Annotated in this window: 21 protein-coding genes; 6 read left to right on the top strand and 15 right to left on the bottom strand. The window is 58.5% G+C overall.

Annotation, left to right across the window (positions count from 1 at the left end):
* Window positions 1-143 precede the first annotated feature (143 nt).
* Both AB7M29_RS04780 and AB7M29_RS04775 read right to left on the bottom strand, forming a co-directional pair.
* Window positions 144-821, bottom strand: a complete 678-nt coding sequence (locus AB7M29_RS04780) for an RES family NAD+ phosphorylase (RefSeq protein WP_217855233.1) — start codon at window positions 819-821, stop codon at window positions 144-146.
* On the bottom strand, window positions 821-1231 hold the full coding sequence (locus AB7M29_RS04775; protein WP_038978528.1) for an MbcA/ParS/Xre antitoxin family protein: 411 nt from the start codon (window positions 1229-1231) through the stop codon (window positions 821-823). The genes AB7M29_RS04780 and AB7M29_RS04775 overlap by 1 nt, the downstream gene beginning before the upstream one ends.
* Before the next feature lie 615 nt (window positions 1232-1846).
* On the opposite strand from AB7M29_RS04775, the gene AB7M29_RS04770 reads away from it, so the two are divergent.
* Window positions 1847-2773: a LysR family transcriptional regulator gene (locus AB7M29_RS04770; protein ID WP_052962846.1), complete on the top strand. Its 927-nt coding sequence runs from the start codon at window positions 1847-1849 to the stop codon at window positions 2771-2773.
* On the opposite strand, the gene AB7M29_RS04765 is transcribed toward AB7M29_RS04770, so the two are convergent.
* The 11 genes from AB7M29_RS04765 to AB7M29_RS04715 all read right to left on the bottom strand — a co-directional run bounded on the left by AB7M29_RS04765 (window position 2690) and on the right by AB7M29_RS04715 (window position 13671).
* Window positions 2690-3007: an AzlD domain-containing protein gene (locus AB7M29_RS04765; protein ID WP_038978526.1), complete on the bottom strand. Its 318-nt coding sequence runs from the start codon at window positions 3005-3007 to the stop codon at window positions 2690-2692. The two genes, AB7M29_RS04770 and AB7M29_RS04765, sit on opposite strands and share 84 nt — an antisense overlap.
* The gene (locus AB7M29_RS04760) at window positions 2986-3702 is read right to left on the bottom strand and encodes an AzlC family ABC transporter permease (protein ID WP_123721679.1); all 717 of its coding nucleotides are present in this window, start codon (window positions 3700-3702) and stop codon (window positions 2986-2988) included. Before AB7M29_RS04760 ends, AB7M29_RS04765 begins: the two co-directional genes overlap by 22 nt.
* Complete coding sequence (locus AB7M29_RS04755) at window positions 3699-4112, bottom strand: GNAT family N-acetyltransferase (RefSeq protein WP_187326451.1); 414 nt, start codon at window positions 4110-4112, stop codon at window positions 3699-3701. Before AB7M29_RS04755 ends, AB7M29_RS04760 begins: the two co-directional genes overlap by 4 nt.
* 46 nt (window positions 4113-4158) lie before the next feature.
* Window positions 4159-4905, bottom strand: coding sequence for a 2OG-Fe dioxygenase family protein (locus tag AB7M29_RS04750; protein ID WP_217855231.1), 747 nt, complete (start codon window positions 4903-4905; stop codon window positions 4159-4161).
* A 223-nt stretch (window positions 4906-5128) separates the two neighbouring features.
* Window positions 5129-6415, bottom strand: a complete 1287-nt coding sequence (locus tag AB7M29_RS04745; RefSeq protein WP_454246436.1) for an OprD family porin — start codon at window positions 6413-6415, stop codon at window positions 5129-5131.
* Window positions 6416-6651: 236 nt separating this feature from the next.
* Window positions 6652-7047, bottom strand: coding sequence for a nuclear transport factor 2 family protein (locus tag AB7M29_RS04740; RefSeq protein WP_217855227.1), 396 nt, complete (start codon window positions 7045-7047; stop codon window positions 6652-6654).
* A 17-nt stretch (window positions 7048-7064) separates the two neighbouring features.
* A complete protein-coding gene (locus tag AB7M29_RS04735; protein WP_448722710.1) occupies window positions 7065-7736 on the bottom strand; it encodes a DsbA family protein in 672 nt (223 codons plus the stop codon).
* A gap of 356 nt (window positions 7737-8092) precedes the next feature.
* The gene (locus AB7M29_RS04730) at window positions 8093-8305 is read right to left on the bottom strand and encodes a hypothetical protein (protein ID WP_217855222.1); all 213 of its coding nucleotides are present in this window, start codon (window positions 8303-8305) and stop codon (window positions 8093-8095) included.
* A gap of 245 nt (window positions 8306-8550) precedes the next feature.
* A complete protein-coding gene (aguA, locus tag AB7M29_RS04725; protein WP_217855220.1) occupies window positions 8551-9657 on the bottom strand; it encodes an agmatine deiminase in 1107 nt (368 codons plus the stop codon).
* Window positions 9658-9660: 3 nt separating this feature from the next.
* A complete protein-coding gene (aguB, locus tag AB7M29_RS04720; protein ID WP_454246435.1) occupies window positions 9661-10539 on the bottom strand; it encodes an N-carbamoylputrescine amidase in 879 nt (292 codons plus the stop codon).
* Window positions 10540-10758: 219 nt separating this feature from the next.
* On the bottom strand, window positions 10759-13671 hold the full coding sequence (locus AB7M29_RS04715) for an aminotransferase (protein WP_454246434.1): 2913 nt from the start codon (window positions 13669-13671) through the stop codon (window positions 10759-10761).
* 220 nt (window positions 13672-13891) lie between these two features.
* Here AB7M29_RS04715 and AB7M29_RS04710 point away from each other — a divergent pair, with 220 nt between their 5' ends.
* From AB7M29_RS04710 to AB7M29_RS04690, 5 genes are all read left to right on the top strand, one after another.
* Complete coding sequence (locus tag AB7M29_RS04710) at window positions 13892-14416, top strand: DUF3916 domain-containing protein (RefSeq protein WP_217855215.1); 525 nt, start codon at window positions 13892-13894, stop codon at window positions 14414-14416.
* Between the two features lie 134 nt (window positions 14417-14550).
* Window positions 14551-15096: a dTDP-4-dehydrorhamnose 3,5-epimerase gene (gene rfbC, locus AB7M29_RS04705; protein WP_007895246.1), complete on the top strand. Its 546-nt coding sequence runs from the start codon at window positions 14551-14553 to the stop codon at window positions 15094-15096.
* 106 nt (window positions 15097-15202) lie between these two features.
* Complete coding sequence (locus AB7M29_RS04700; protein ID WP_217855213.1) at window positions 15203-17011, top strand: sensor histidine kinase; 1809 nt, start codon at window positions 15203-15205, stop codon at window positions 17009-17011.
* A complete protein-coding gene (locus tag AB7M29_RS04695) occupies window positions 17008-18402 on the top strand; it encodes a sigma-54-dependent transcriptional regulator (protein WP_217855211.1) in 1395 nt (464 codons plus the stop codon). The genes AB7M29_RS04700 and AB7M29_RS04695 overlap by 4 nt, the downstream gene beginning before the upstream one ends.
* Before the next feature lie 40 nt (window positions 18403-18442).
* Complete coding sequence (locus AB7M29_RS04690) at window positions 18443-18898, top strand: thioesterase domain-containing protein (protein WP_217855209.1); 456 nt, start codon at window positions 18443-18445, stop codon at window positions 18896-18898.
* Window positions 18899-19055: 157 nt separating this feature from the next.
* On the opposite strand, the gene cysQ is transcribed toward AB7M29_RS04690, so the two are convergent.
* Both cysQ and nudE read right to left on the bottom strand, forming a co-directional pair.
* Window positions 19056-19889: a 3'(2'),5'-bisphosphate nucleotidase CysQ gene (gene cysQ, locus AB7M29_RS04685; protein WP_454246433.1), complete on the bottom strand. Its 834-nt coding sequence runs from the start codon at window positions 19887-19889 to the stop codon at window positions 19056-19058.
* Entirely contained in the window at window positions 19886-20452 is a 567-nt protein-coding gene (nudE, locus tag AB7M29_RS04680) for an ADP compounds hydrolase NudE (RefSeq protein ID WP_038978515.1), read from the bottom strand. Before nudE ends, cysQ begins: the two co-directional genes overlap by 4 nt.
* Between the last annotated feature and the right edge of the window lie 55 nt (window positions 20453-20507).

The following is a 20507-nucleotide window of genomic DNA, read 5'->3' as shown; positions in this document are numbered from 1 at the left end:
GTATGAGGTTGGGTCAGGGGGATAAAGGTGGGGGCAGGAACATCATTAGTTACTTGGTGTAATGACTACGTCGATATCGATTGGAGACGTGCGCCACGCAGAAAACCCCGAATCCAACGGGTTTTTTTGCGTTTCGCTGGGCTTCACATCTCGCTGACTTCAAACACAAACGAGATCTTGCGACTGCTCGCACTCCACACATAACGAATGTGCTTCCCTTGCTTCGGAATGGACACAGCGGGCGGTCGAAACGCGGCAACACATTCATGGCCCGGCAAACGAACGCTGTTGTAGAGCAATCCCCACGACAATGTTTCGCGCAATTGGCGGGCGAAGACCTGGGATGGGCCGTACGCGGTGGGGTCCGGATCATAAAGGTGAGGATAGTTTTGCCGGATGTCGTGCAGGGGTTTGACGACCTTGTTGACGTAGGTGCGCATGGTCAACTCAAGGTCCGGTTCGTTCGTCGCGGCGAGGAAGCGTTCCTGGTGATAGCTCGTCTCGGCGATGGCGGCGGCCTGGCTGCTGGCGGCGTAGTAGACGCCGAAGGTGCCGTCGGTGAAGCGGCTGGTTTTGCCGATGTGGGTGAACGCGGCCATGACCGGTGTGGAGCCGGGGCCGGAGACGCGGTCTTCGGGGCGCACGCGGGCGAGAACGCCGGCTTCTTCCATCAGCCGATCGTTGGTCAGGGCTTCCAGCGCGTAGGCGGTGGGCAGGTCTTCGGGGTCGAGCACGTCTTCGAACAACGAGATCGGCGGGAAGCAGCTGTTGACGATCCGGTAAGCCCGCGGCCATTGCGGGTCGGCCAGCTCCGGCGCCATCAACCGCGCACTCCGTCGAGGTAGCGGCGCACGTCAGCGATGTCGACCACGCGGCCGGCCAGCATGTAGGACAGCGCCGACTGGCCATTGAACGGCGCGGCGGTGTTGGGGCTGCTGACCCAGGTGTAGGCGCGCTCGCGGCTGTTGCTGAAGATGATGCTCAAGGCTTTGTGGATGCCCATCAAATACGAGATGCGCTCCAAGGTGTCGTGGGGCAGGCGCACGTTGGGCGGCAGGTGTTTGTACTTGTAGAAAGTGGTGTTGCCGACTTTGCCCAAAAGGGTGCGTTGTTGCTCGGCGGTGCAGCCCCAGCGTTCCATGAGGTTGAAGAAGAACTTCAGCGCGACTCGACCGGCTTCGGGAGTCTCGAGTTGTTGCTGTGGGCTGAGGACGATGGTTGAGGCAGGCATGGGGATGGCCTCCTTGAATGTGCGATATCTTGATTTCAGACTAGTACAGATACGAACAAATATGAAATTTTAATTCGTAAACGTATTACTCTCGAAAAGAGACTTCGCGCAGATTTTCCGCCCCTGAAAAGACTCCGACACACGGTCAAAGACACTCGTTGACACCCGCCATACAGGGGCAGACAATTTAATCGAGAGCGCGAAACCGACTGCCTTCAGGTGGCGATAGTCGATGTAGGAGCCCCGTTGATGACCTGAAAATCAGCGCTCGGGTAAACCTCTCCTCCCCTGCTTGAGGGAGCACAATATCAAGCACCTATTCATGAAAGCAGCCTGATCAGGCTGCTTTTTTTTGCCTTGGAAAAAGGTTTCGCTGATATCCAGAAAACGCCCCACACATCCCCCATCCGGGCCATTTTCTGACCCCGATCACCTACGCCCCACCAAAAACCCCAATCCTGTGTAAGCCTCCAACCATCGGACGCAGAACCATTTCGCTACTAAACTCGGGACAAGCATGCTCAGGTGCAGGATCATAGCCAGCACGCGACCGACGCCCACCGGGGCGATCAGGTACACAACAATAGCCAGCCCACTTTAGAGGGCATTACCCAAATGGATAGCAGAACCTTACGTAATCTCATGCGCATTGTGCAGACCGGCTCATTGTCGGCGGCGGCAGAGCATTCCTGTTTGACCGTGCAGGCATTGGCCGCGCAGTTGAACAAGGTCGAAGAGCAGTTCGGTTTTCGGTTGTTTCGTCGCTCCAACAAGGGGCTGACTCTGACAACACAGGGCACGGAGCTCACGCCCTACATGGACAAAGTGTTGGTCGCTACGCGGCAACTGGAAGAAAAAGTCGCCGCGCTCAAGGTGCCTGGACAGCGCACGCTCAAGGTTGCACTTAACACCACGCTCTCGGCCGACTTCAATCGGCGAATGATCGGGCGCCTCATTGAGGTGTTTCCTGATTATCAGCTGGAATTCAGCTACGCCGAGTCGATGGAAAACCTCAGCAAGTTGAAGAATGAGGACTTCGACCTGGCCGTGCTGATCGGGCCGCAGCAGCCGGGATTACCCAGCATTGCTCTGCCCCATGTACAGGTGCAGGTGGTCGGTGCTCATTGCGGTGAGGAAAACGATCCGCTGATGCTGCTCGGCAATAAGTTTCAGGTTCGTCCTGCCGACGATTGTCCGTATTCCCACAGCTTCTTGCGCTTTCTCGACGCAGGCCTTGGTAATTACGAGTCAGGCAAGCGGATGATCTATTCCTGCAGCGAGACCCTGACCCTGTCATTGATCACGCAAATGGACGGTCTCGGCATGGTTTCCCGTGAGGCGGCCCTGCGTAATGGCTTGACCATTTTCCCGGGTTTCGAGGATTCCCTCGAAGTGCGGCTGGCGGTCAATAACTCCGAGTTGTCGGGCCAGGCCTTAAACGACGTGGTCACTCTGTCGCTACATGAACGACCCGAGCGCGATGTACGCAGCCGTTCCCACCGCTACGCTGAGAAAGAGGTTTTTGCTGAAATACGCACATAACAACGTCGGAATGGCTGCATAAAATTCCGGGCGATCGAGCTGCACCTGCTGATCCTTGATCAACAGCGGCGTGAGGCTGATTGCAGCGACGATCGCCACCGGCAGGTATTCCAGCGCCCGGGCGACCAGGGGTGGCCAATGATCGGTGCTCACCTGCAGCGGCAACGCGCGCGGCAGGAACGTCACGGCCATCATCAGCACGACGACCAGGATCAGGAACGTTTGGTCAGGCATACACCCACCCCGCAGCCCACGAATGTGGCGATGAATACGTTAAAGGGTGAGCTGCCGATCAGGCTCAGGGCACCCATGCAGGCAACCGCGGCCAGTGCGGCGATCAGTTTATTGCGGGTGTTGCACAACGATACCAGCACGTAGAGCATCATCGCGGTCAGCGCATAGTCGAGCTGATATTTGATCAGGTGCGCCGCGTACTGCGCGCAAATTGCTCCCAGCAAACCGCCCAGCACCCATGACGTGTGGCAATACAGATTGAAGCCGATCAGGTAACGCACATTGACCGGCGTGCCCTTGCCCAGCTTGACGCTGTGGAAGGCGAACGATTCATCGGTCAGCCCACCGGCATAACACCAACGCTCGAGACGACTGAGCCCCATCGCCTGCAAGGCCTTGGCCATGTAGACCGACATCAGCATGTGCCGCGCATTGATCAGAAATGTGGTGAGGATGATAGTGGTCAGCGATGCGCCGCTGGAGATCAGCGCCAGGGCGGCAAACTGCGAGGCACCGGCGTAGACGAACAAGCACATCGCGACCGGTAGCCACACGGGCAATCCGGCATTGACGGCCATCAAACCGAACACAAACGACACCGTGAAGTAGCCCGCAATAACCGGGCTGGCTTCAGCGAACGTGCGCGAGGGCTGGGGCTCGACCATCAGCGGCTGGCTGCTGGACGTCTCATTCATAGGTCCCTCTCAAAGGTAGTTTCGCCGCTCGGCTCGCAAAAGCCCTGGGCGCTCCAAAAACGTTTGCCGGCAAGGTTAGCATCGTCGACGAACAGGAACATCCGCAGCACACCGACACGTTTCATGTCTGCCGAAGCCGCTTCCACCAGGCGCTGACCAACGCCCTGGCTGCGATACACCGGGCTCACCGCCAGGTGATTGATGGTGCCGCGGCTGCCGAGCATGCCACCCAACACCGCGCCGACCACTTCGCCGCAGACATCGAGCGCGAGGAACGCGGTGGTGGTTTTCTGCTCCAACACACCGCGCAGGCATTTGGCGTCCTGCCATTCACAGAATGACACTTCTTCGAATTGCCGAAAGAAGCGTTCCAGACGTTGGGCATCCTTGGCCATCGCGCGCTGCAACATCACCGGTGCAGCGCACTCGGCGATGTGCATCATGGGATCTAGCTGTTCAGCGAACAATGTCGAAAGCGGTCCCGGGCCGCGAGAAGGAAATGGCCAGAATCTGCCGATAGGCCATTTCGTGAGCGTGGGTGTTGCGTGCCGGTGTCACGTAGTGACGCATGTCGCGATCGAGGAAGTAGGTGGTGTCGAGGATTTCCAGATAGGTCGTCGCCGCCAATTGTTCCTCTTGGGCCGAATACAAACGGCTCTCCGCCCCATCCACGTTATTACGACCCCAGAAATGCACACCGCTGAATGGATAACCGTCGCAGTGAATGCCCTCAGGGGTGATTTCCAGTTGCTTGCCTGGCTTGATCTCAATGCGGATCTGATGGATCTGGCATTGCCAGATCTCATCATGCAACTCCGGCGGTAATACGTTTTTGTACACCTCGAAATCCACATCGATGAGGCTGCGCATCACCGGCGAATTGATGACTTCATTGGAGAAGTCCTGGAAGTGCCGCTCCAGTCCGCCGACATAGCTGTTGTTGGCCTTCGATTGCACGTAGGCGCGGTGTTCCAGCTGCTTCAAGTCACGAGTTACGGGGTTGTATTCGAAATCGCTGTAACGACGAAAACGCATGCCCGCATCGGCTTGGCCGTAATAACTGTCCGGCTCCATGCTTTCCCAACTTTTGGTCAATCTGACGAAGTCGGAAAAATGACCGAAGAGATTGAAGTCGGCTCCCTGGACGTTGACATATTTGTCGCGCCGTAGCGATTCGCCAACTTCTCTGTTCAAAACGATCATTACTAGGTCTCCACTGCATTTAGCGGCTTAATCTAGTAGGTGCAGGATTTGCGGCCCATGAGAAAGAATTTCAGGCATATCAAGCGTTGATTGAAACGCAGTATGAAGTTGCTTTAATTCGACTTTTTGCGATCGAAAACAGCAGTTTTCAGTATTTTTCCAAAGTTACGAGGCGAAAAAAAACCCCGAACCAGTCGGGGCTTTTATCCAACTCAAGCGATCATTAGAAGATGTTGATCGGGTAATCCACGAAGACACGCAGTTCGTTGCCGCTGACGTTGTACTCGCTGGACTTCTGCGATACGCGCAGGATCGAGCTGCGCACCTTCACGCTCAAATCTTTGGCCGGGCCACTTTGCACAACGTACTTGAACTGGTTGAAGATCTCGCGCTCGGTGCCGCCTTCGCTGGTGGAGGTGGTGATGTTGTCACCGCGCACGTAGGCAACGTTGTAGCTCAGGCCAGGAACGCCGAAAGCGCGGAAGTCCAGACCGTAGCCCAGCTGCCAGCTGCGTTCGTCTTCGGCGTTGAAGTCGGACCAGTAGGAGTTCGCCAGATAGATGGTGTTGCCGCCGTCGCCGACGCGACCTTGATCCTTCTGATAGCCGCCGTAGGCGTAGCCCAGGTTGCTGTCGCCGGTGCTGCGTTGGTGAGCGAGAGTGAACGAGTGCGGACCGGTGGCGAAGGTCGCTGCCAGGCTCCAGATCTTGTTGTCGTCGCCGGTAGCACCGCTTTCGCGGACGTAGGAATCGTCCAGCTTGGTGCGGTAACCGTTGAAGTCCAGGGTCAGGGACTGATCCTTGTCGAAAAGGAACACGTAGTTAGCGTTCACGTACTGTTTCTTCAGCACGTCTTCGACGTCGGACGCGTACAGCGCAGCCTTGAACTGTTCGGTGAATTGGTAGCTACCGCCCAACACGTTGATCGACTTCAAGCCACCGCTGTCACGGCCTTCAGCACTTTTGCGCGATTCGGCGGTGAAGCGACCTGCGTTCAGCTCCAGGCCTTTGATCTCCTTGGAGGTGATCAGGGTGCCGGTGTAGCTTTCCGGCAGCAGGCGCGAGTTGTCGTAGTTCAGCACCGGCAGGGCCGGCATCTGGTCGCCATAGGTCAGCGTGGTGCTGGAAAGACGGAACTTGACTGCCGCGCCACCCTTCGACAGGTCGTCAGCTGCGTTGCCGCTATCGCCCTGTTTGAAGAAGTCGATACCACCGGCGCCGCTGCGGCCTTTGCCGCCGTCCAGACGCAGTGCGTACAGACCGAAGGCGTCCACACCCACACCGACGGTGCCTTGGGTGAAACCAGACGAGAAAGCACCGATGGCCGCTTGGCCCCACTCGGCTTTGTCCTCGTTGCCGTCTTTATAGTCACGATTGATGTAGGCATTGCGCAGCAGCACTTTGAGGCTGCTATCTTCAACAAAACCCTTGGATTCGGCCTGGTCGTTAGCCATGGCCTGAGTGGCACTCAACATCCCCAATGCGATCAGGCTGATCCGCTTGTTCAACATGTTATTTTCCTTATTACGGGTTGATACGCGCTGTGTCGAACCGCTGAAACGGCGCTATCGCGCTCTTTTTTCACCGCAAAAACAAAAAGGCCCGCCCACGAAAATTCGCGGCGGGCCTTTTATTGTTTTGTAAGTCATGGCGGTTAGCCACAGGCGTTGGGCGCATCCTATCTGCGCGCTAAATAAGGTGTCAATTTCAGGAATCGTCTGTAAATAGGCGAAAATCGTCTAAGAAATCACTTGTCAGCGATAGCCAATTGCACGGTATGGCTGTCGACGAATTGTTCGAAATGCGTGACTTGGCCGTTGGCCAAGGTCCACAAGTGAGCGACCCGAGCATTCATCGGGCGGCCGGTGGCTTTGTAGATGCCGCTGTAATTACCGTAGGCAAACACCTTGTCGCCCTGTGCGACATAGTTCTCGACCTTGAACTGAAAATCTTCCCACTCGGTGGCCAGGCGCTTGAAGACATTTTCGACGATAGCGTCGAAACCGACATAGGTCCCGGCGTAGGGAAAACCCGCCGCTTCGGTCCAGCGGGCGTCATCGGCCAGCGCCGCGGCGGTATTGCGAGCGTTCTCCTGGGAGTTGGCGCCTTCGTAGGTGCTTTTGATCAGGCTCAGGTTATCCATGGTGACTCCAGGTGAATTCAATGGGCGCAGCCGTCGAGGCCACAGGCTTGAAACGCGGATGAAGACTCTTTTGCCGCAAACGACTGACCCAGCCATTGGGCGAAAGCTTGCGGCTTGCCGAGCCACGGGCCTATGTCGACCAGAGTGAACTGGCCATCCTGTTCCAACGCGAAGGTCGGGAAACCCTGACCACCGACTTTGGCCAAGAGTGCGCGGCTGTCTTTGATATGGCGCTCTGTGTCGGCTTCAGTAAACGCCAGTTGCAAGGCCTCAGGTTCAAGGCCTATTTGTGTGGCGAGTTCCAGCAGCACGGAGGTGTCAGCAATGCGTCGACCCTCCACGTAATGAGCCGTTTGCAAACGCCCCAGCATTTCAAGACCGCGCTCAGCGATCTGCTCGGCTGCCAACACAGCGGCAATCGGCGGCGTGGAATCGAACACCGCCGTCTCATCGCGCAGCAAGCCTTCAAAATATGCCTCACCAAACGGCTGGCCGGTGTACTCGGCGATGCGTCGGTCATGGGGCATGACGTAATTGCGCAGTTGTGGCGAAACGGTTTGGCGATTGGCGCCGCTCATCATGCCGCCACCGTGGGCGATCACTGGCAGCACGCTTTGGGCGGCCTGCACCAATGGTTTGGCGCCGTAGCACCAGCCGCACAATGGGTCGTAAATGTAGTGAAGGATCATGGGAAGACTCCGGCAACAAAGTGGGAAAACTCAATGCCGGCAGATTAATCCCCAGAAAGTTTCGGAAAAACGCTGGAATGGCTTTCAGTCTGTTTCATGAATCGGTCGAATACTTTCTATTTCCGCCAGGTTATGGGCGACATGACCGGAACCTGAATCTTCTAAACAATGCAAAACCTTGTGGGAGCGGGCTTGCTCGCGAAGGGGCCATCATGTTCAACATCTTCGTTGACCGGCATACCGCTTTCGCGAGCAAGCCCGCTCCCACATTGATCTCCAGTGATCATGAAATCCTTCGCCCCAAAAAAAAGCGCCGCCTTCCCGGCAGCGCTTTTATCAATCCGTTGTTTTTCTTCTTATCCTTCCATCACATCCCACAGTGCTTCCAGTTCTGCCTCGCTGAATAAACCAGCGGGGTAGCGCTCGATCATCATCCGGCGCGGATCAGGTTCCCTGATCTGACGCGTTCCATTGGACTTCAACCACTGCGCCAGGGCCTGGAGCGATTCGCTGTTAACTGCCAGGGGATGCAATGCCCGCTCGCCCACCACATTCATTTCGGCGTTCATCTCAGCGCTCTCTCCTGGTTTGTGAGCGGCTAACTTATCCAAGGTTTATGACAGAACATCGAAGTTCTCTCCCTCCCCGTGTTGCCCCATCGAAGATACAAGAGCTGTGCCAATGTTTTCGAAGTGTCGACAAGTGGATACAAAAAAGCCCGCAGTCCTGATGGGCTGCGGGCTTTCTGCAAAATGACGAGGAAAAATCGTTGCTCAATCGATTTTGCAATCAACTTAAGCTGTTACGACCTCACTCACTCCTTGTGCGGCGCGGGCTGTTGTTGGGTAAGGCAATGGATGTTACCGCCCCCCAGTAACAGTTCGCGCCCCGGCACCATGACCACTTCGTGCTGCGGGAATAAAGCCTGCAGAATCTCTTTGGCCGGACCGTCCAACGGGTCGTCGAAGCTCGGCGCGATGATGCCGCCGTTGACGATCAGGAAGTTCACGTAAGAGCCAGCCAGACGAACGGTCGGATTGCGTTCCTGAGTGCCGTCAACCGGATCCACGCCAGCGCACTCGTCTTCGGTCGCGTACAGCGGCCCGGGAATCGGCATCTTGTGCACCGTGAACGGGCGCCCCTTGGCATCGGTGCTGTTTTGCAGCACGTTCATTGCCGCCTGGCAGCGCGGGTAGTTCGGGTCCTGCGGGTCATCGGTCCAGGCCAGAAGCACTTCGCCCGGACGCACGTAGCAGCAGAAGTTATCCACATGGCCGTCGGTTTCGTCGTTGAACAGACCGTCCGGCAACCAGATGATTTTATCCACAGCCAGATTGGCACCGAGCACCGCTTCGATCTGCGCGCGGTCCATGTGCGGGTTGCGATTGCGGTTGAGCAGGCACTCTTCGGTAGTGATCAGGGTGCCTTCGCCATCGACATGGATCGAGCCGCCTTCGAGCACAAAACCTTCGGTGCGGTAGCGCGGGCTGCGCTCGATTTCGAGGATCTTGCCCGCCACCTGCGAGTCACGGTTCCACGGCGAATACAGACCACCGTCAAAACCGCCCCAGGCATTGAAGTCCCAATCCACACCACGGACTTCGCCGCGGTTGTTGATGACGAACGTCGGGCCAGTATCCCGAACCCAAGCGTCATCGCTGGACATCTCCACCAAACGAATATTCGGCACGTCGAGACGGGCACGGGCATTTTCGTACTGGCCGGCGGAAACCGCCACGGTCACCGGCTCGAAACGCGCGATGGCCTTGGCCACCGCCACATGCGCGGCTTGTGCCGGTTTGCCGCCCAGGCGCCAGTTGTCCGGGCGCTCGGGCCAGACCATCCAGGTCTGGGTCTGTGGTGCCCATTCGGCTGGCATGTAAAAGCCGTCGGTGCGAGGGGTGCTGTTCAACGTGGTCATGGTTCAGGACTCCAGGGAACCGTCGAGGGTTTTGATCGCGCCGTAAAGGTTCGGGCGACGGTCACGGAACGAACCCCATGCGCTGCGGATGTGCTCCAGCTCATCGAGGTCGAAACTGTGAACCAGAATGCCTTCTTCTGTTTCATACAGCTCTTGGACTTTCTCGCCAAACTGGTTGGCAATGAACGACGAGCCGTAGAAGGTAATGTCGTAGCCGTCCTGCTCTTCGTTGCCGATGCGGTTGCTGGCAATCAGCGGCATCAGGTTGGCGCCGGCATGGCCTTGTTGCACGCGCTGCCAGTGGTCGCGGGACGAAATGGTCTTGTCGTGTGGCTCGCTGCCGATGGCGGTCGGGTAGAGCAGGATTTCCGCACCTTGCAGCGCCATGCTGCGGGCGCACTCAGGGAACCACTGATCCCAGCAGATGCCCACGCCGATTTTCGCGTAACGGGTGTTCCAGACTTTGAAGCCGGTATCGCCCGGGTTGAAGTAGTACTTTTCGTGGTAGCCAGGGCCGTCCGGGATGTGGCTTTTACGATAAATCCCGAGGTTGCTGCCGTCGGCATCGATGATTGCGATGCTGTTGAAACGCGCGCGACCGGCCAATTCGTAGAAGCTGATTGGCAGAACAACCTGCAGTTCTTTGGCGACTTTCTGAAAATGCTTGATGGCGACGTTATCTTCAACGGTCGTGGCCAGTTGCAGGTAATCCGGGTTCGGTTTCTGGCAGAAGTACGGCGCCTCGAACAGCTCCTGGATCAGGATGATTTGCGCGCCTTTCGCCGCAGCCTCACGGACCAGCTTCTCAGCGGTCTCGATGTTGGCTTCAAGGTCCCAGGAACAGGCCATCTGGGTAGCGGCGACGGTAACGATACGGCTCATGAATCATCTCCTGGGCAAGTGCTTGAAGGTCGAGGGTGGCATCGACCGATGACAGAAAGAGGCAGCACCAGGCGTGATTCGTCCACACCGTGGGCAATGGCGACTTTATAGCCGATAAAAATCGGCTTTTAAAGCGATAAATACTCACCCAGTCAAAAATAACTCACTTAACCCAGATAATAATCGAATTTAAATACAATCCCTTGTGGGAGCACGTGTTTACAACCCTTCTTCGAGAACCTTCGACAGCATGTCGACAAAGAAATCCACGCTTTGACGCGACGTGACCATCGGCGGCTTGATCTTGAGAATGTTCAGGTCATCGCCAGTCGGCTGCATGAAGATCCCCAACTCACGAAGGCGATCACACAACGCCGTGGTTTCTTCAGTCGCAGGCTCCAGGGTTTCGCGATTGCGGATCAACTCCACGCCCAGATAGAAGCCGGAACCATGCACTGCGCCCACCAACGGATGCCGATCAATCAACGCTTCAAGACGTTCCTTGAAATACCCGCCCACAACCTGGGCGTTCTCCCAGAGTTTTTCTTCTTCCATCACATCCAGCACCGCCATGCCGATCCGGCAACTGACCGGGCTGCCACCGGCCGACGAGAAGAAGTAACCCTCGGCCTCCAGCGCTTCGGCGATTTCCCGGCGGGTAATGACTGCGCCCAACGGCTGGCCGTTACCCATGCCTTTGGCCATGGTGATGATGTCCGGCACCACGCCCTGTTCTTCGAAGCCCCAGAAGAATTTGCCCATGCGACCGTAACCGACCTGCACTTCATCGGCGATGCACACCCCGCCCTGAGCGCGGACCAGCGCATAGACCTGCTTCAAATAGCCCGGCGGCAGCGAGATACCGCCGGCATTGCCGTACACCGGCTCGCAGATGAAACCGGCCAGTTGGCGTTTCTGTTCGGCGATTTTCGCCAGGTTGTGCTCGACGCTGCGCACGTAGTCCGGCGCGCTGTCGACGCCACGAAATTCACCACGATAGGTATTCGGCGCAGTCACCGGATGCACCCAATCGGGACGGCTGCTCAAGGCCTTGGGGTTGTCGGCAATCGAGGTCGAAACCGCATCCGCTGCCACTGACCAGCCGTGATAAGCCTCCAATACGCTGAGCATGTCGCGACCGCCGCTATAAGCCCAGGCCAGACGGATTGCCAAGTCATTGGCCTCGGTACCGCTGTTGACCAGAAATACGCGATCCATGCTGTCCGGTGCCAGCTTCAGTAAACGCTCGGAAAACTCGGCAATCGCCGCGTAGTGAAAACGCGAGTTGGTGTTGAGCAACGACCACTGCCGGCTGGCAACGGCGGCCATGCGCGGATGGCCATGACCCAGTACCGCGACGTTGTTGAGCATGTCGAGGTAAGAGCGACCCTGCATGTCGATCAGGTGATTGCGCCAGCCACGCTCGACGCGCGGCGGGTCGACGTAATAGTGCTTCTGGGAGCGAGCGAAACTCGCGTCACGGCGGGCGAGCAATGTCTGTGGGTCGAGTTCTTCTTCCGCATCGCAGGCCAGGCCCAACAACAGGGCAGGTGACGGACACAGTGCCTGCCAGGCTGCTGCGCGCGAAGGTGTGCAAAACAACGGCGCGTCTAGCTGAGCGCTTCGACACAACTGCACGATCAACGGCCCGCTGACCGAACCCAGGACCTGGCCTTTGACCAGCGCCGCGCTACTGCGTACCGATGGGGCCACACCCCACAATCGGACGCTGAGTTCTGGGCCGTCCAGTTGCAGCAGGTTCTCCCCTTCAATATGGATGACCCCGGCAAACGGCGCTTCGACCGCCGTGCCGTCGGGCACTCGCAATGCAACGTGTAACGGGAAAGTATCCGGTTCACTGGCGCTGTCCGGCCGAGTGCGGGACAGACGATACTGGCCATATCGACTGGCCGCCAGACCGTGTGCCTCGGCGGCTTCCGTCAACAAACGCAGATCGATCCCTTCTTGCTCCCAGTTACCCGCCTCGAAATGCGGACTGAGCACGCCCAGATCGATCAACGCAAATTCACGCCCAACCAGACTCGGCAACAATGGCGCGAAGCCCTCGCTGCCGATGCTTGGAAGGCTTTGCCCAACCGCGTTAAGAATCGCCGCCTCCATCAACGCCAATGGCACCGATGTGGCAACGCGGAAAATTTCCCACTCATGGGTCAGGTTGTCGCGACTGTACCCATTGCCCGGATCGATGCTGACCTGCTGTTCGCCACTCAGCACCAACACCGCCGAGCGCGCAACGATCAGCGGCCATAGCGCTAGCAACTCTTCATGCTGCAACGGATTGACCGCGTGATAAGCCCGAACCGCCAGCAAAATGCAAAATGGATCGCCATCGGCATGGTGCAGCAGCGCGGCGCAGGTCACCGACAGATCAGTGATCCGCCAGGTTCGAACCAGATCGCCGAAATCGATGACGCCCTGCAACTGCCATTGGCGCTGCGAATCCCGCTGCCAGACCACATTGTCGTCGGTGATATCCATGTGAATCGCCTGCACCGGCAGCTTATCCACCAGCGGCTGCAAATGGCGCTCGGCCTGTTCGGCCGCTTCAGCAATTAACGCTCGTTGCCGCTCATCCTTGATCACCGGCAGCAAATGCGCGATCAACGCATTGGCGTGGCGGGCATCCCATTGAAGGGTGCGCTCGAGGCCAGGATGATCGAAACCGGCCAGCGCCAGGTCCATTTCGCCGCAGAGCCGACCGAAACCGGCAACCACTGAATGGCTTAGATGATCGAGGTGCGTCAGGGATTGGCCGTCGATGTAATCAAGCAGTCGTACGTGCACAGCCTGGCCCTCAATCTCAAGGGAGAGAAGGTCTGCGCCGTTTTTGGCAGCAATCACTCCAGGCACCGGCACGCCGGAATGTTCCGCCAGATGCTTGAGCCCTGCGTGCTGGGCTTGCAGCTCCAGGACCGAGTAATCGCCGCGGCAGATTTTCAGGACGAAACGCCCCTGCTCGCTGTCGACCCGGAAATTGAGATCCTGCTGGCTCCCAAGCGTCTGTAATCGTCCGCTCAACCCGTAATGCTCTTTCAACAGCTCAAGCGCTTGCGCCGCAGACACCTGCGGGCTGGGCAGACTGGCGCGGTGAATCAACGTGGCGAGCGGCATACAACAACCCCTGAAATTTTATTAGGCGCTTATATCGCCATTGCTTGGGGCGATACGCAACCCTCTTATACCGGTCAGAGGGTCGGCATTGGGGATGGTTTCCGGTCAGCGACTACTCAGATGAACTTTCCTACAGCAATCTCGGATTGCCTTTCACTGTTCCTGATTCCAACCTATAGCCTAAAGGGATCCATCAACCGTCCAGGATAAAGTCGCCACCATGACGATGCGCCGCCTTGCACTCTCAAACAAAAAAGTCCGCAACATCCCACGTCGATTGAAAGCGCTTGCAGCCTGGTCCTCTCGCTTCGAGGGCTATTTTCCGGACGATCTGACTCTCGAACAGAAATACAGCAATTGGAAAATTCCGGTTCTCACGACACTGGTAGAGGGTAAACAAGCGACCACTGCCATACGCAAAGAATGCGCCCAACAAATGATCAATGCAGCGCACCACATACGCCAGGCAAGGCCTGAAAATGCCATCGACTGTCGAATAGTCACGGTCATTTGCCTACCGGACATGTTCACCAGCGAAATCTGCATTTACACCAATCTGGACTACCACCGAGGACATATCCCGGCAATTGACAGTGAGCACTGCCGAACGGACAAAAGCCTCGCAACAGAATGGGGTCTCGTCCTTCCAGACGGGATGAAGGAAAGAGGATTGCGCTATACCGCTGAAGATTGTGACGGGCAACCCTATGAGGCCGAGCAGTGGTATTTCGGTGAGGTCGATTAACAGAGATCACCAGTTTTTTACTGATGGAACACAGCGACTAAACGAATTTTATCGCCTGAACCACCACACCACTCGCACCAACCACCACTTTGCGTAAGAATGTCGGCCATCACGCCTATTGCTGGAGAAACACCATGAATGTAGTCACCACCGACCTGCCCGGTGTTCTGATCATCGAACCCAAGGTATTTGGTGACGAGCGCGGTTTCTTCTATGAGAGCTTCAACGCCAAGGCTTTCGAAGAGGCAACCGGCCTGAACACCCAGTTCGTTCAGGACAACCATTCCCGCTCGCAAAAAGGTGTACTGCGCGGTCTGCATTACCAACTGGAAAACACCCAGGGCAAACTGGTGCGCGTCACCGCCGGTGAGGTGTTGGACGTGGCGGTGGACATTCGCCGCAGCTCGCCGCATTTCGGCAAATGGGTCGCTGTGCGTCTGTCTGCCGACAACCATCGCCAACTCTGGGTACCGGAAGGTTTTGCCCATGGTTTCGTGGTGTTGAGTGATTTCGCCGAGTTCCTCTACAAAACCACCGACTACTACACCCCGTCGGCCGAGCGCAGCATTCGCTGGGACGATCCGGACCTGGGCATTGACTGGCAGCTGGACGAAGCACCGAAACTGTCGGCCAAGGATCAGTCCGCCGCGTTCTTCAAGGACGCCGAAGTCTTTTCCTGAATTCCTGTGTGAATTTTCACCGCCAGCGCGCACTTGATCCCAGGTGCGCAGACTGCGCCCGCAAGCCTAGGCATAATGCGTCTGTACCCACAGGCGCTTGATGCTCATGACTCCGACCCTTCCCCGCAGACCTCGCTGGCGCAGCCTGGCGTTGCTCGCGCTGTGCCTGGCGCCCTTGCTGTGGCCGCTGGAGCATCTGGCCGAGCGTTACTACCGCAGCGAACTGGCCGGGCAGAACCGTCAGACCCTCGACCTCTACGTCGCCAACCTGCTGGGCACCCTGCATCGGTATGAAGTGTTGCCACAGATCCTCGGCGAGCTGCCCGCGCTGCGTGCGACATTGTCCGCACCCGACGAGGGCGTGGTTCAAGGCAATGCCAATCGCCTGCTGAAAAACATCAGCGCCCAGACCGGTGCCGAAGTCATGTACCTGATGGACACCACCGGCAAGACGCTGGCGGCCTCCAATTGGGACAAACACGACAGCTTCGTTGGCCGAAATTTCGCTTTCCGTCCTTATTTCAGCGAGGCCATGGACGGTCGTTTGGGACGCTTCTTCGGCCTGGGCACCACCTCGGCCAAACGCGGCTACTTCTTTGCGGCGGCAATACGTGATCGCGAAAAAATCATCGGCGTGCTGGTGATCAAGGTCGACCTCGACCACACCGAAAGCCTCTGGGGCAAAACCCCTGAACAACTGTTGGTGACCGACCACAATGGCGTGGTCATCCTCACGTCGCGGCCAGAGTGGCGTTTTCGCTCGACACGCCCATTGAGCGACGCAGAGCGCGAGGCCATTACTGCGATTCAACCCTACCCGACCCGCGATCCCAAGCCGTTGAACCTCGACGCCAACGCCTGGCTGACCCAAACCCGGCAGATCGAAGAAACCGGCTGGAGTGTCAGTATCCTTGCACCGCGTACCCTGATCGACCGCCCGGTGCGCACGGTCGTGGCCATCGGTGGCGCAACGCTTCTGGTATTGATGCTGCTGCTCGGCCTGATGATGCAACGCCGGCGCCATTACCTGGATCGGATCGCCTTCGAAGGCAAGGCCCGCCAGGAACTGGAAGGCCGGGTCGCCGAACGGACCAGCGACCTCGAAGGCCTCAACCGTCGACTGAAGCAGGAAGTGCTGGAGCGCGAACACGCTCAGCAGGAACTGGTGCGCGCGCAGGATGACCTGGTGCAGGCCGGCAAGCTCTCGGCGCTGGGGACGATGTCGGCGAGCATCAGCCATGAACTCAACCAACCGCTGGCAGCGATCCGCAGCTACGCGGAAAACGCCGAAGTGCTGCTCGATCATCAGCGCACCGAGGATGCTCGCGGCAACCTCAAGCTGATCAGTGAATTGACCGGGCGTATGGCCTCGATCATCGCCCACCTGCGCGCCTTCGCTCGGCGTGATCGCCACGCCCCGGAAAGCGTTGCTCTGCAACCGGCGCTGGACGACGCGCTGGCGTTACTGGCCAAGCGTCGACGCAGCATGGAAGTCGAGCTGATCCGTGACCTGCCAGCCGCCACCCTGTGGGTCGAGGCTGGGGAAACCCGCCTGCGCCAGGTACTCGGTAATCTGCTGGCCAATGCCCTCGATGCCCTGACGGAAAAAGGCCCGCCGCGTAAACTCTGGTTGAGTGCCGAATCCACCGCCGACGGCGTCAATCTGTACATTCGCGACAACGGCCCCGGGTTTTGCCTGGAAGCGTTGGGTCGTGCCGGCGAGCCGTTCTACACCACCAAGACCCGCACTCAGGGGCTTGGGCTGGGGCTGGCGATCTGCGACACCCTGATGCGCGCCTTCGGTGGTGAACTGTCGTTCTCCAACCATAAGGAAGGTGGCGCCCTGATTACCCTGAAACTGCGCGCAGGCGCACCGGGCGTGAGCCTGCAACCGTCCGAGGACCGAAGTGCATGACCATCGACAACCGCATCCAGGTCGTGTTGATCGACGACGATCCCCATCTGCGCCAAGCCTTGAGCCAGACCCTGGACCTGGCCGGCCTGAAAATCCTGCCGCTCGCTGAAGCCAAAGGCCTGGCCGGGCAACTGGAACGCGACTGGCCGGGCGTGGTGGTCAGCGACATCCGCATGCCGGGCATGGACGGTCTCGAACTGCTGACCGAACTCCACGCCCAGGACCCGGAACTGCCAGTGCTGCTGATCACCGGCCACGGCGATGTGCCGCTGGCGGTACAAGCCATGCGCGCCGGGGCCTATGACTTTCTGGAAAAGCCTTTCGCCAGCGACGCCCTGCTCGACAGCGTACATCGTGCCCTGGACCTGCGCCGATTGGTGCTGGACAACCGCAGCCTGCGCCTGGCCCTGAGCGATCGCAACGAACTCAGCGCTCGACTGGTCGGGCAATCGGCGCCGATGCTGCGCCTGCGTGAGCAGATCGGTGCATTGGCGGCGACCAAGGCCGACGTGCTGATCCTTGGCGAAACCGGTGCGGGTAAAGAAGTAGTGGCCCGCGCGCTGCACGACCTGTCGAGTCGGCGCAACGGCCCGTTCGTGGCGATCAACGCCGGGGCCCTGGCTGAGTCGGTGGTGGAAAGCGAGCTGTTCGGTCACGAACCTGGTGCGTTTACCGGCGCGCAGAAGCGTCGCATCGGCAAGTTCGAATTCGCCAACGGCGGCACGTTGTTCCTCGATGAAATCGAAAGCATGAGCCTCGACGTGCAGGTGAAATTGCTGCGCTTGCTGCAAGAGCGGGTGGTTGAGCGCTTGGGCGGCAACCAGCTGATCCCGCTGGACATCCGCATCATCGCCGCGACCAAGGAAGACCTGCGTCAATCCGCCGATCAGGGGCGCTTCCGTGCCGACTTGTATTACCGTTTGAACGTCGCGCCGCTGCGCATTCCACCGCTGCGCGAGCGGGGCGAAGATGCGCTGATGCTGTTCCAGCATTTCGCCGATGAGGCGAGCGCCCGCCACGGATTGCCGCCTCATGAATTGCAACCGGGGCACCGGGCGCTGCTGCTACGTCACACATGGCCAGGCAACGTGCGAGAACTGCAGAACGCCGCCGAACGTTTTGCCCTCGGTCTTGAACTGGCGCTGGACAACAGCGCGCCGGATGGCGGCGTCGGCACCATGATCGAAGTGGTCAGCGGCGGTTTGAGCGAGCAAGTAGAGAACTTCGAAAAGAGCCTGATTGCCGCCGAACTGGCACGCTCGCACAGCTCCGTACGCAGCCTCGCCGAAGCGCTTGGCATTCCGCGCAAAACCTTGCATGACAAACTGCGCAAGCATGGTCTGAACTTCGCCGATAGCGGTGCCGGCAACCCCACCGACGATATCGATTGAGCTACCGTCAAATCATCATCTTCAAACAAGAGGCCTTTGAATGAACCGCGACTGTCGTCACCTGGAATCGATCCTCCACCACGACATCCCTCTCACGCGGGACATGGGCCTCAAAGTGCTCGACTGGCAAGACCATCAACTGCGCCTGCATCTGCCGTTGGAGGCCAACGTCAATCACAAGAGCACCATGTTCGGTGGCAGCCTGTATTGCGGCGCGGTGCTGGCCGGATGGGGCTGGTTGCATTTGCGTTTGCGCGAAGAAGGCATCGATGACGGGCATATCGTGATTCAGGAAGGGCAGATCAGCTACCCGCTGCCGGTCACCATGGACGCGACGGCGATTTGCCAGGCACCGAGTGCGGCGGTGTGGAAGAAGTTTCTGGCGATGTATGAGCGGTATGGACGGGCGCGGTTGACGCTGCATTCGCAGATTGTGAATACCGGGAGTGAAGAGGATGCGGTGAAGTTTACCGGGCAGTACGTTCTTCACCGCTAAACCTCAGCCGCCACAAAACCTGTGGGAGCGAGCCTGCTCGCGATAGCGATTTATCAGTCAACATCATTGAATGTTCGACCGTCATCGCGAGCAGGCTCGCTCCCACGAGGATTTTGCATAACTGGCAGGAATTTTGGCAAAGCCTCTCTTGCTACGGTCACGAGCGTGCGAGTTTCAGCAGCTTTTCCCGCCATGCCGCCTTAGCCGGCAGCGCCAAAAAGAATTCATTCAACAACGATTCCCGCGCCGGATAGCAGAACGGCTCACCGCTCAAATCCAGCACCTCCCCCCCCGCGCCTTCCAGCACGCCTTGAGCCGCAGCCGTGTCCCACTGAGACGTCGGCGCCAACCGCGGATAACAATCCGCCGCCCCTTCTGCCAGCAGGCAAAACTTCAGCGAACTGCCAATATTGGCCAGTTGCAACTCACCCAGACTGTCGCTCAACCCCGCGAGTAAGCGCTCCTGCTCAGGGCTCGAATGCCGACGACTGGCGACCACCGTGAAGGCTTCACCCGTAGCCGGAATTTCGCGAACCTGAATCGGCAACGGTTCGGCGCCTTTATCGCCACGCCAGGCACCCAACCCGGCACCGCCGACATAAAAGCGCCCGTTGGTCGGCATCGACACCACGCCAAACACCACCCGCCCCTGCTCGATCAACGCGATGTTGACGGTGAACTCTTCGCTGCCGGAAATAAACTCCTTGGTCCCGTCCAACGGATCGACCAGCCACCAGCGCTGCCAGCCGGCGCGCACGCTCTGGGGGATATTGGCGTCCTCTTCGGACAGCACCGGAATGCTCGGATCCAGCGCCGTCAGCCCGGCCAGAATCAGATGATGAGCGGCCATATCGGCGGCGGTGACCGGGGAATCATCGGACTTTGCAGTCACGGCAACGTTGACGCGCCAGAACGGCAGGATCGCCTTGCCAGCCTTCAAAGCCAGTTCAACGACTGGCGCCATCAACGGATGGGGAAAATTCAAGTTCACGGCAAAAACACCCCACGTTGAGTCAGCAAGTCACGGGCCAGATACAGCGCCGCCAAGGCACGGCCCTCGGTGAATCGCGGGTTCTGCGCCAGGGCCGACAATTCACGCAGGTTGATCTTGTCCACCCCCATCGGCTCGGGCTCGTCACCCTCCAGGCGCTCTTCGTACAGGTCGGTGGCCAGCACCACCTGGATCTTCTGGCTCATGTAGCCGGGCGACAAAGACAACTCGGTCAGATGTTCCAGCTGCCGCGCGCCATACCCGGCCTCTTCCATGAGCTCCCGTTCGGCCGCCGCCAACACGTCTTCGCCCGGCTCGATCAAGCCTTTGGGCAAGGACAGTTCATAGGCATCGGTGCCGCCGCAGTATTCCTCCACCAACACCGCGTGGTCCGCGTCGAGCATCGCCACGATCATCACCGCGCCATGACCGGTGCCTTTGCCGACCAAGCGCTCGTAAGTACGCTCCACGCCATTGGAAAAGCGCAACTTCAGCTCTTCGACGCAGAACAAACGGCTGGTGGCGACGATCTCGCGGGCGAGTACGGTGGGTTTCTGGCGCATGGGAAGCTCCTTGGCGTGAACGCGTTACTATACCCGGCCTATCCTGATTGTTTAT

The sequence above is a fragment of the Pseudomonas sp. F-14 TE3623 genome (assembly GCF_053629015.1).
Note: the sequence above shows the minus strand (reverse complement) of the source record. Positions and strands in the feature narration are given on the sequence as shown.

What these genes read in the sequence shown, in the direction of transcription:
- AB7M29_RS04780 (WP_217855233.1), bottom strand. Translation starts at nt 821, where the DNA reads ATGGCGCCGGAGCTGGCCGACCCGCAATGGCCGCGGGCTTACCGGATC.
- AB7M29_RS04775 (WP_038978528.1), bottom strand. Translation starts at nt 1,231, where the DNA reads ATGCCTGCCTCAACCATCGTCCTCAGCCCACAGCAACAACTCGAGACT.
- AB7M29_RS04770 (WP_052962846.1), top strand. Translation starts at nt 1,847, where the DNA reads ATGGATAGCAGAACCTTACGTAATCTCATGCGCATTGTGCAGACCGGC.
- AB7M29_RS04765 (WP_038978526.1), bottom strand. Translation starts at nt 3,007, where the DNA reads ATGCCTGACCAAACGTTCCTGATCCTGGTCGTCGTGCTGATGATGGCC.
- AB7M29_RS04760 (WP_123721679.1), bottom strand. Translation starts at nt 3,702, where the DNA reads ATGAATGAGACGTCCAGCAGCCAGCCGCTGATGGTCGAGCCCCAGCCC.
- AB7M29_RS04755 (WP_187326451.1), bottom strand. Translation starts at nt 4,112, where the DNA reads ATGTTGCAGCGCGCGATGGCCAAGGATGCCCAACGTCTGGAACGCTTC.
- AB7M29_RS04750 (WP_217855231.1), bottom strand. Translation starts at nt 4,905, where the DNA reads ATGATCGTTTTGAACAGAGAAGTTGGCGAATCGCTACGGCGCGACAAA.
- AB7M29_RS04745 (WP_454246436.1), bottom strand. Translation starts at nt 6,415, where the DNA reads ATGTTGAACAAGCGGATCAGCCTGATCGCATTGGGGATGTTGAGTGCC.
- AB7M29_RS04740 (WP_217855227.1), bottom strand. Translation starts at nt 7,047, where the DNA reads ATGGATAACCTGAGCCTGATCAAAAGCACCTACGAAGGCGCCAACTCC.
- AB7M29_RS04735 (WP_448722710.1), bottom strand. Translation starts at nt 7,736, where the DNA reads ATGATCCTTCACTACATTTACGACCCATTGTGCGGCTGGTGCTACGGC.
- AB7M29_RS04730 (WP_217855222.1), bottom strand. Translation starts at nt 8,305, where the DNA reads ATGAACGCCGAAATGAATGTGGTGGGCGAGCGGGCATTGCATCCCCTG.
- aguA (WP_217855220.1), bottom strand. Translation starts at nt 9,657, where the DNA reads ATGACCACGTTGAACAGCACCCCTCGCACCGACGGCTTTTACATGCCA.
- aguB (WP_454246435.1), bottom strand. Translation starts at nt 10,539, where the DNA reads ATGAGCCGTATCGTTACCGTCGCCGCTACCCAGATGGCCTGTTCCTGG.
- AB7M29_RS04715 (WP_454246434.1), bottom strand. Translation starts at nt 13,671, where the DNA reads ATGCCGCTCGCCACGTTGATTCACCGCGCCAGTCTGCCCAGCCCGCAG.
- AB7M29_RS04710 (WP_217855215.1), top strand. Translation starts at nt 13,892, where the DNA reads ATGACGATGCGCCGCCTTGCACTCTCAAACAAAAAAGTCCGCAACATC.
- rfbC (WP_007895246.1), top strand. Translation starts at nt 14,551, where the DNA reads ATGAATGTAGTCACCACCGACCTGCCCGGTGTTCTGATCATCGAACCC.
- AB7M29_RS04700 (WP_217855213.1), top strand. Translation starts at nt 15,203, where the DNA reads ATGACTCCGACCCTTCCCCGCAGACCTCGCTGGCGCAGCCTGGCGTTG.
- AB7M29_RS04695 (WP_217855211.1), top strand. Translation starts at nt 17,008, where the DNA reads ATGACCATCGACAACCGCATCCAGGTCGTGTTGATCGACGACGATCCC.
- AB7M29_RS04690 (WP_217855209.1), top strand. Translation starts at nt 18,443, where the DNA reads ATGAACCGCGACTGTCGTCACCTGGAATCGATCCTCCACCACGACATC.
- nudE (WP_038978515.1), bottom strand. Translation starts at nt 20,452, where the DNA reads ATGCGCCAGAAACCCACCGTACTCGCCCGCGAGATCGTCGCCACCAGC.